General features: G+C 69.6%; 11 protein-coding genes. 6 read left to right on the top strand and 5 right to left on the bottom strand.

Features of this window, described 5'->3' with window-relative positions:
- The first annotated feature begins 241 nt into the window (after nt 1–241).
- Nucleotides 242–529, top strand: coding sequence for a hypothetical protein (locus FPZ12_RS26485; RefSeq protein WP_144748432.1), 288 nt, complete (start codon nt 242–244; stop codon nt 527–529).
- Here the strand turns inward: FPZ12_RS26485 and FPZ12_RS26490 are convergent, their stop codons facing one another.
- Nucleotides 530–1,180: a TetR family transcriptional regulator gene (locus tag FPZ12_RS26490; RefSeq protein ID WP_144748431.1), complete on the bottom strand. Its 651-nt coding sequence runs from the start codon at nt 1,178–1,180 to the stop codon at nt 530–532.
- 99 nt (nt 1,181–1,279) lie between these two features.
- Here FPZ12_RS26490 and FPZ12_RS26495 point away from each other — a divergent pair, with 99 nt between their 5' ends.
- Complete coding sequence (locus FPZ12_RS26495) at nt 1,280–2,164, top strand: SDR family NAD(P)-dependent oxidoreductase (protein ID WP_144748430.1); 885 nt, start codon at nt 1,280–1,282, stop codon at nt 2,162–2,164.
- 23 nt (nt 2,165–2,187) lie between these two features.
- On the opposite strand, the gene FPZ12_RS26500 is transcribed toward FPZ12_RS26495, so the two are convergent.
- Complete coding sequence (locus FPZ12_RS26500; protein ID WP_144748429.1) at nt 2,188–2,877, bottom strand: class I SAM-dependent methyltransferase; 690 nt, start codon at nt 2,875–2,877, stop codon at nt 2,188–2,190.
- 77 nt (nt 2,878–2,954) lie between these two features.
- Between FPZ12_RS26500 and FPZ12_RS26505 the strand changes: the two genes are divergently transcribed.
- Together FPZ12_RS26505 and FPZ12_RS26510 are read left to right on the top strand one after the other, a co-directional pair.
- Nucleotides 2,955–3,539 (top strand): helix-turn-helix domain-containing protein, encoded by a 585-nt coding sequence (locus FPZ12_RS26505; protein WP_144748428.1) that lies wholly within the window; start codon nt 2,955–2,957, stop codon nt 3,537–3,539.
- A 104-nt stretch (nt 3,540–3,643) separates the two neighbouring features.
- Nucleotides 3,644–3,976, top strand: a complete 333-nt coding sequence (locus FPZ12_RS26510) for a hypothetical protein (protein WP_144748427.1) — start codon at nt 3,644–3,646, stop codon at nt 3,974–3,976.
- Between the two features lie 12 nt (nt 3,977–3,988).
- Here FPZ12_RS26510 and FPZ12_RS26515 read toward each other — a convergent pair whose 3' ends face one another.
- Nucleotides 3,989–4,966, bottom strand: a complete 978-nt coding sequence (locus FPZ12_RS26515; protein ID WP_144748426.1) for an FG-GAP repeat domain-containing protein — start codon at nt 4,964–4,966, stop codon at nt 3,989–3,991.
- A 12-nt stretch (nt 4,967–4,978) separates the two neighbouring features.
- Nucleotides 4,979–5,938 (bottom strand): FG-GAP repeat domain-containing protein, encoded by a 960-nt coding sequence (locus tag FPZ12_RS26520; RefSeq protein ID WP_144748425.1) that lies wholly within the window; start codon nt 5,936–5,938, stop codon nt 4,979–4,981.
- 128 nt (nt 5,939–6,066) lie between these two features.
- Between FPZ12_RS26520 and FPZ12_RS26525 the strand changes: the two genes are divergently transcribed.
- Nucleotides 6,067–7,248: an alpha/beta hydrolase family protein gene (locus tag FPZ12_RS26525; protein WP_144748424.1), complete on the top strand. Its 1,182-nt coding sequence runs from the start codon at nt 6,067–6,069 to the stop codon at nt 7,246–7,248.
- A gap of 18 nt (nt 7,249–7,266) precedes the next feature.
- Here FPZ12_RS26525 and FPZ12_RS26530 read toward each other — a convergent pair whose 3' ends face one another.
- The gene (locus tag FPZ12_RS26530; protein ID WP_144748480.1) at nt 7,267–7,497 is read right to left on the bottom strand and encodes a hypothetical protein; all 231 of its coding nucleotides are present in this window, start codon (nt 7,495–7,497) and stop codon (nt 7,267–7,269) included.
- 149 nt (nt 7,498–7,646) lie between these two features.
- Here FPZ12_RS26530 and FPZ12_RS26535 point away from each other — a divergent pair, with 149 nt between their 5' ends.
- Nucleotides 7,647–8,630, top strand: coding sequence for a YdcF family protein (locus tag FPZ12_RS26535; RefSeq protein ID WP_243770040.1), 984 nt, complete (start codon nt 7,647–7,649; stop codon nt 8,628–8,630).
- The last annotated feature ends 97 nt before the right edge of the window (nt 8,631–8,727 follow it).

Genomic DNA, 8,727 nt, shown 5'->3' on the forward strand with positions numbered 1-8,727 from the left:
GACACGCTCCGCGCGACTCCACCGATTCAAACCCGCGGCGGTGCCGGTTGACGGCTCACCGCAAGCGGCTCCGCCGCTTCGGCCGCCCGGTGTTTTCAGCAGGTGATGTGCCGCCGGATGGGCTGGCAGGGTGAACATCGTGGATTTTTGATCGCATGGCTGTGGCGGGCGCGGTCGATCGCTACCTTGGGAGAAGCAATCGTGCGTTCGACGAGTGGTCGCAGCCTGGGGCGGTTTCACGATGTACGACGACGAGGACGATGGCGACGAAGCGGATTTCGTGAGTGGCGACACCTCGAACGTTCAATCGGGGTGGGCCGGGGGATGGGTGCGGCTCATCCTCAGTACGTTCCTGGTGGTTCCCGTCTTCCTCGCGACCGAGTACCGACTGCATGGCGACGAGTTCCTGGGGTTGCGCGCCCTCGGAGCGGTCGTAGTGATCGCCCTTGCCGCGAGTGAAGGGCCGGGAATCAACGCGCTGGCGGGCGTGGTCGATCTGCTCGCGCGCTGGCTCGTTTGGCGGTTCTGATCAGCTTGCCCGCGCCCCGCGAGCCACTGCGGTCAGCATCTCCGTGAGCTGTTCCCGGAATCGCAGCGCGTCGTGTGCCCAGCGGGGCTCCTCCTCGTAGAGGCGGCGAAGCGTGTCGGACGGGCGCGAGAGCTGGAAAAGGTAAGCGCCGCAACTCATCGCGGTCGACAAAAGCGTCTGCGCGCCCTGGCGGTCGAGGTCGGAGGTGGCCACGAGCGCGTCGGTCATGGCGTCGTAAGCCTCGGTCGCGGCGAGCTTGTACTGGCGCGCGCGTTCGATGCGGACGGCGCCTTCGAGGCTGAGCACCGCGTGCGTGAGCAGATCGCAGAACAGCGGCAGCTCCTCCAGTGAGCCGCTGACCACCCGCGCGATCTCCTCGGGAGCCAGGCCCCGCGCGTCCCCGAGGCCGGCCAGCAGCGCCTTCCGCCACTCGCCCCACCCGTCCTCGGCGAGTTGGAGCAAAAGCTCCTCGCACGACTCGAAGTAGCGGCGGAGCGCCGAGGGATGCAGGCCGACGCGCTTGGTCACCGCGGTGAGCGTCACCTCGCGGACGCCGCGTTCGAGCGCCAGATCTTCGGCGGCCAGCAGCAAAGTAGCCTTCCGGACCTTCTTGTCGTACTCGGACCGGGCGCGGGGGATGGGCTCATTCATCGCCCTCAGGGTAACGCAACGCACTTGCCTTAACTTCGCGGCTAGGCGTACGGTAAGTTATAACGCAATGAGGTTGCGTTAACTGGAGAAGGGATCCACATGAGTTCCGTGTTCTTCGTGACCGGGTCCTCGCGGGGGCTGGGCCGGCACATCGTCGAGGAGGCGCTCGCCGCCGGGCATCGCGTGGTCGCCACCGCCCGCGACCCGCGCACGCTCGACGACCTCGCCGCGCGGTACGGCGAGCGCGTCCACGTCGAGCCGCTGGACGTCACCGACCCCGAAGCCGTCCAGGCCGCCGTCTCAGGCGGAGTCGCCGGTTTCGGCAGGCTCGACGTCGTGGTCAACAACGCCGGCCAGGGTGACCGGGTTTCCTTGGAGGACACCACGATCGACGTCTTCCGCAGGCAGCTCGAGACGAACTTCCTCGGCACGGTTCACGTCACCAAGGCCGTCGTGCCGATCCTGCGCGAACAGGGCGGCGGGCGGATCATCCAGATCTCGTCCGTCGGCGGCCGCGTCGGCAGCCCCGGCATGACCGCCTACCAGTCGGCGAAATGGGCTGTCGGCGGGTTCAGTGAGGCACTCGCCGCGGAGGTCGCGCCGCTCGGCATCAAGATCACCGTCCTCGAACCCGGCGGCATGCGCACGGACTGGGGCGGCGCCTCGATGACCACCCCGCCGATCAGCGAGCCGTACCAGGCCACCGTCGGCGCCTCCGCCGAGGCCATGGCCGGGTTCGAGCACGTCGCCACCAGCGACCCGCGCAAGGTCGCCCGGCTCGTGCTCACCGTCGCGGCCCTGGACGAACCGCCGCTCCGGCTCCTCGCGGGCAGCGACGCCTACCAGTTCGGGCGCGACGCCTGGCGGCACCGCATCGAGACCGACGCCCGCTGGGAACACCTCAGCCACTCCACCGACCACGACGACGCGGGCGGCGAATGGCAGCACCAGCGGGGCAGCAGCATTCCCGTGCCGCAGGCGTGAACCGCGGACGAAGGTGAGCCGCGTCACCGGACGGTTGCAGAATCCTTGAGATCCACAGTGGACAGTCGCCGGGCGCGCAGGATCGTGTCGTGTGTGTGGTGTGTGCCTTCGGGCGGTGGGACGGTTCGCTCGCGGGTCTCGTCGATCAGCACTGTCCAACCCGCGCCGAGGAGCGCGGCGATTTCGGTGGGGCGGTAGTACTCGGGGTACGCGTCGTCGGGGAGGGCGTGGCCGACGACGAGCAGCGTGCCGCCGGGCGCGACGGTCGCCAGCAGGGTGCGCAGAGCGCCGTGCCCTGGCTGGCGGCGGAGTGGGAAGTACTGCGCGGAAACCAGATCGAACGCGCCCGCCGGGAGCGTCGTGGCGGTCAGGTCGGCGCGGGTCCACGCCACGCGCCCCGAGACGTCCGCGCCTGCCGCGGCCGCGCGCTCCAAGGCCGTGCGGGAGATGTCGACCGCCGTGACGGCCCAGCCGCGCCGGGCGAGCCACAGCGCGTCGCCGCCTTCGCCGCAGCCGACGTCGAGCGCCTGCCCCGGCGGCAGGTCCGCGACCTCCGTGACGAGCACACCGTTGGGGTTGCCGCTGAACAGCTGTTCGCGGCTGCGGTACCTCTCGTCCCAGTCCGCCGGGACGATCCCGTGGCGGCGGTCGCCCGTCACCTGTTCGCTCAGGCGCGCTTCGGCCTCGTCGCCGAACGGATCGGTTCGTGTCATGCCACCAAGCTGCCCGAACCCTCGCCGGACTGACAAAGTTATTTGCGGAAACCGCAAATCGCGGGCACGGTGGGATCATGAGCGACGACTTCGACGCCGTACTGGCCGCCGTCGGCCCCCGGCTGCGCGAGCTGCGGCGCCGCGGCGGGATCACGCTGACGGTGCTGGCCGAGCGCACCGGCATCCCGGTCAGCACGCTGTCGCGGCTCGAGTCCGGCCAGCGCAAGCCGGGCCTCGAACTGTTGCTGCCGCTGGCGAAGGCGTACCGCATACCGCTCGACGAGCTCGTCGGCGCCCCGGACAGCGGTGACCCGCGCGTGTTCCCGAAGCCGTTCAAGCGGCACGACATGACCGTCCTCCCGCTGACCCGCAAACCCGGCGGGCTGCAGGCGTTCAAGCACATCCTGCCCGGCGGCCGGGCGGACCGGGAGCCGGAGCCGCGCTCGCACGAGGGCTACCACTGGCTGTATGTCCTCAATGGACGGTTGCGGCTCGTGCTCGGCGACCAGGACCTCGTGCTGGCCGCGGGCGAGGTCGCGGAGTTCGACACCCACCTCCCGCACTGGTTCGGCAACGCCGACGAGCACCCCGTGGAATACCTGAGCATCCTCGGCCCGCAGGGCGAGCGCTTCCACGTGCGGGCCCGCTACCGGCGGGATTGAGGCCCAAGGTTCCGTGGCCGGAACCTGTCACCGCGGACGCCTCCGCCGCCGGATGCCGCACCCTGGGATCAGGCCGTGGCCACGAAATGCCCAGGGGGACCGGCATGAGCACGTATTCCGCGAAAGGATCCGTGGCGTCGCGGTTCGCGGCGTTCACGAGCCTGCTCGGGTTTCCGCTCATGGTCCTGTGGCTTCTGGCCGTGACGCTGGCCGGTCAGCGCTGCACCGCCGCGGATACGAGCGGGCTGTGCGTGGGATTCGCGAAGTTCGTGAGAGTCGGCCTGCCGGTGGTGGGCTGGGTGCTGGGCGCCCTGCTCATGGTGGTGGGCCAGTTCGTGACGGCGGCACTGGGAAGACGGGCAGGGTGGGTGTTCGCCCTCAGCTGCCTCGTCTTCCCCGTGTGCCTGGCGATTTCCGTGCTGGTGACAGTGCGCTGACGCCGCCGGACCCTACTGCGACCGCAGGACCCAGACGTCGTTGTCGTTGACGGCCACCAGGTCCGCGTCGCCATCCCCGTCGACGTCGGCGGTGAGGGTTTCCTTGGTGCCGGCGAATGCGCCCGTGTACCAGGTTTCCGGTGCGGTGTAAGCGGTTCCGGTGGAGCGCATGACTTGTACGTCGTTGTCGTTGACGGCGATCAGGTCCGCGTCGCCGTCGCCGTCGATGTCGGCCGTGAGGGTTTTCTTGGTGCCGGAGAACGGGATCGCCGACCACTGGGCCGCCCCGTCGTGCCAGCGGTTCGCCGTTCCGGCCGCCACCCGCACCTGCCCGGTGTCCACCAGGATCAGATCCGCCTTCCCATCGCCGGTCGCGTCGGCGGCCAGCGTCGCCTTCTCGCCGCGCATTTCCGGGCCCCACGCGGTGAGCGGCAGCGACGCGGTGGTGCCGGACAGCGCGGCGAGGTCGACCCCGGCGAACAGGCCGATCACGTCGACGTGGCCGTCGCCGTCGAGGTCCGCCGCCAGATTCCCGTAGTCCCCGGCGATGGTGTTGTCCAACCACTGCGTCGGCGGCCCGAACCGGCTCACGCCGTAGTAGTCGACGATGGACTTCGCGACGAAGATCCCGCGCGGGCCGCCCAACGGGTTCCGGACCGCGATCGCGTCCGCGCGCCCGTCGCCGTCCACATCGCCGACGAAGTTCGCCTTGCCGTTGAAGCCGGTGTTCAGGAATTTGCCCGCGCCCCAGTTCTGCTGGGCCTGGAATCCGGAGCCGGTGGACAGTTCGACGTAACAGCCGACGAGATAGCTGTTGTAGCTGACGAGGTCGTCCTTGCCGTCGCCGTTGACGTCCCCGGCCATCACCGCGACCTGCGCGGTGAACGGGCCGGTGGACCATTGTTCGAGTACCCCGGTGGCCTCGGCGGGAGCGGCCAGCATCGTCAAGGACAGCAACCCGGCCGCGCCGGTCAGTGCGAGAGCTCGCATCGTGTTCCCCTTCTACTGGGTGCGCAGCACCCAGACGTCGTTGTCGTTGACGGCCACCAGGTCCGCGTCGCCATCCCCGTCGACGTCGGCGGTGAGGGTTTCCTTGGTGCCGGCGAATGCGCCCGTGTACCAGGTTTCCGGTGCGGTGTAAGTGGTTCCGGTGGAGTGCATGACTTGTACGTCGGTGTCGTTGACGGCGATCAGGTCCGCGTCGCCGTCGCCGTCGATGTCGGCCGTGAGGGTTTTCTTGGTGCCGGAGAACGGTCTCGTGGTCCATTGGGCCGGGGTGTCGTACCAGCGGTTGGTGCCGGTGACGATCACCCTGACCCCGGTGTCGTCCACGAGGACGAGGTCCGCCTTGTCGTCGCCGTTCGCGTCCGCGGCCAGTGTCGCGTTCTCGCCGCGGACCCACGCCGCCCAGGTGACCGGCTGCTGCCCGCCCGTGGGCGTCGACAAACTGACCTGGATCCTGGCGTAGAACAGGCCGATGATGTCCGTCAGCCCGTCGCCGTTCATGTCGGCGGCCAGGCTCCGGTCCTGGCCCTGCATGACCGCGGACACCCAGGTGGTCGGCGTCCAGAACCAGTCGGTGCCGTAGATGTCGGTCTTCGATTTCGCCATGTAGGGGCCGAAGTTCGGGCCCACTTCGAGCAGGTCGGCGCGGCCGTCTCCGTCCGCGTCGGCGACGAAGTGGTCGTACCATTCGACCTGCTGGATCCCGCCCGCGCCCCAGTTCACCTGGTTCTGGAACGCGGAGCCGGTCGACAGCTTGACGTAACTGCCGTACCCGGTCGTGTTGACGCCCACGAGATCGGCTTTGCCGTCGCCGTTGGCGTCACCGGCCCGCACGGCGATCTGGGCGGTGAACGGGCCGGCGGACCACTGTTCGAGTACTACGGAGGCTTGGGCCGGCGCGGCGGCCAGTGCCAAGGACACCAACCCGGCCGCCCCGGCCAGAGCGAAAGCGCGCATCACGTCCCCTTCGTGTCGGCTTGTCGTATTTGGGTCGCGATCAAGCCGGAAACGTTACGGAGAACCGGAAGCCGGAACTGCGGACAACCTCATGGCCGGGCCCGCTCCGCGCCGGCAGGATCGGCTGCATGGCATTCGGATCCGCTCTCGCCCTCGCCGTCGGCACGGTGCTCGCCGCCGCCGTTCCCGCTTCGGCGCCCCAGCAAGGGCTTTCGCTGCCCGAACCCACCGGCCGGTACCAGGTGGGCGAGACCGGCCTGCACCTCGTCGACGAGTCCCGGGGTGATCCTTGGCAGCCCGGCCAACGGGAGCTCATGGTCAGCGTGCACTACCCGGCGTTGCGCAGCGCGGGTTTTCCCGCGGCGCCGTACATGCTGCCCGGCGCGGCCGCGCATTTCGACGAGACGACGGTGAACGGGTTGCTGGGCTTGGACCTGCCCACCGGAACGGACTGGGCTTCGGTCCGCACGCACGCGTCGCAGGGCGCGCCCGCAATGCCCGGGCGGCATCCCGTCGTGGTGTATTCGCCGGGGCTGGGGGAGCCGCGCACCTGGGGCACGGCGGAGGCGGAGGACCTCGCCAGCCGCGGGTATGTGGTGGTGAGCATCGACCACACCCACGAATCGCCCGAGGTGCAGTTCCCGGACGGGTCGGTGCGCACCATGGTCACCCCTGACGATCCTGACGCGTTCATCCGGAAAGCACTCGAAGTCCGGGTGGCGGACACGAGTTTCGTGCTCGACGAGCTTTCCGCGCTGGCAGGCGGGCAGAATCCCGACGCGGAGCACCGGCGGTTGCCCACAGGGCTCGCGGGCGCGCTGGACCTCACGCGCATCGGCATGGTCGGGCATTCCCTCGGCGGTTCGGCCGCCGCGCTCGCGATGCGCGCCGACACCCGGATCAGCGCGGGCGCCGACCTCGACGGGAACCTCACCTACTACGACGGCACCCTCATGGCCCCGGCCGAACAGGGCTTGATGGCGCCGTTTTTGTTGCTGGGCAAGGATGGCGACACGGATACGGGTCCGGGCTGGAGCGCTTTCCTCGCGCACACCCATGATTGGGCACGGCAACTGAAACTGCTCGGCTCGCAGCACGCTTCGTTCACCGACGCGGAAGCCTTGCTGCCCCAGCTGGGTCAGCCGGATTCAGTGCTGCGGAACGACATCGGCCCGCTCGACCCGGCCACGGCCGTCCGAACGCAACGCGCCTACGTGGCGTCGTTCTTCGACCGTTTCCTGCGGCACCGCGATAACCACCTGCTGGACGGACCATCCCCGCGGTATCCGGACATGGCTTTCGTGGCTTGAGGACGTCCACTTCGGACGCTAGTCGGAGGGACCGCGCAGCGTCAGCACCACGCGCAGGACATGCTCCACCGCCGAGCCGAACAGGGCGCCCCGCAGCTCGCCGCGCTCGGCGAGGTTGCGGGCGGCGAAGTCGAGCATGTGCTCCGGCCCCACCCGCCGCACGACGAGCGTGGCGACCTCCTCCAGATCGAGGCCGGGGTTGTCCATCCGCGTCAGGGCGAACTCGATGAGGAGCTCCTCGTCGGTCATCCCGTTCCGCCGCATGTGACCAGCATAATTCCGTGGCCCCTGGCGCTGCCCGGGGAGTTCGCATCCGGCGACGACCGGGCGCGCGGCCGCCGGTGGTTGAATGGGCGGACCCCACCGTCGGAAGGATCGTCATCGGTGCCGTTTTCGCAGTGACCGCCGTGCTGGCGCTGGCCGTGTTCGTGGTGCGCGCGGTGCGCGAGCCACGCCGGCTGAGCAACGCGGTGTGGCTCGGCATCACCCTGGTCCTGGCCCTGCTGTTCCTCGTCACGACGGCCCAGGACGTGCCGTGGCTCGGTGGGGTGTTGCGCGTGGTGCTCATCGGGGCGCTTATCACGGTGTCGGTGGTGCTGCCGGTCGCGCTGATCGTCAACGGTGTCCTGATGTGGCAGCGCGAGCGCCGCCGCCCCGCGAACCTGCTGTCGCTCGGCGCGGGGATCGGGCTCGCCGTCGTGGTCACGATCTTCGTGGTCGCCGGCCCGAGCCCGGTCCGCTGGATCAGCGCGGCCGCCTCCTCGGTGCTGCTGCTGTTCGCGTACGTGGCGTTCCTGATGGGCTGCCTGCTGAGTTACGCGTTCATCTACGACCACCTGGCCATGCCGCGGGACGTGGAGGCGATTGTCGTTGCCGGGGCGGGGCTGAGCGGCGCCAAGGTTTCGCCATTGCTCGCCGCCAGACTGGACAAAGCGGCCCGGCTCTACCGCCGCCAGGCGCGCGCCGGGGAGCCGCCGACGGTTGTGGTGTCCGGTGGGCAGGGCCCGGGCGAAAGCACAACGGAAGCCGCCGCGATGCGCGATTACCTCGTCGACGAGGGCCTCCCGGAGGACCGGATCCTGCCCGAGGACAAGGCGACCAGCACGGAGGAGAACCTGCGGTTCAGCGCGGATCTGCTGCGGGCGCGCGGGAAAACCGGCAAAGTCGTGGCGGTCACGAACAGCTACCACGTGTTCCGCACGGCCGTCACCGCCCGGCGGCTGCACCTCGACATGGCGGTGGTGGGCGCGCCGACCACCGCGTACTACCTGCCGAGCGCCTTTCTCCGTGAGTTCGTGGCGCTGCTGGCGCACTACCGGCGCACGAATATCGCGGCCATCGCGGCTCTCACGGTTGTTCCGTGGGTTCTCGCGTTCGTTTAGCAGCGTCGTAAGCGGCACATCCGGATCGGCACCCGACAACCACCCGGCGACCACCACCCCGCCTCCGCCCGGCCACGCGAAGCGAGCCGCCCCACCG

The sequence above is a fragment of the Amycolatopsis acidicola genome (assembly GCF_007713735.2).
GTDB classification, from domain to species: domain Bacteria; phylum Actinomycetota; class Actinomycetes; order Mycobacteriales; family Pseudonocardiaceae; genus Amycolatopsis_E; species Amycolatopsis_E acidicola.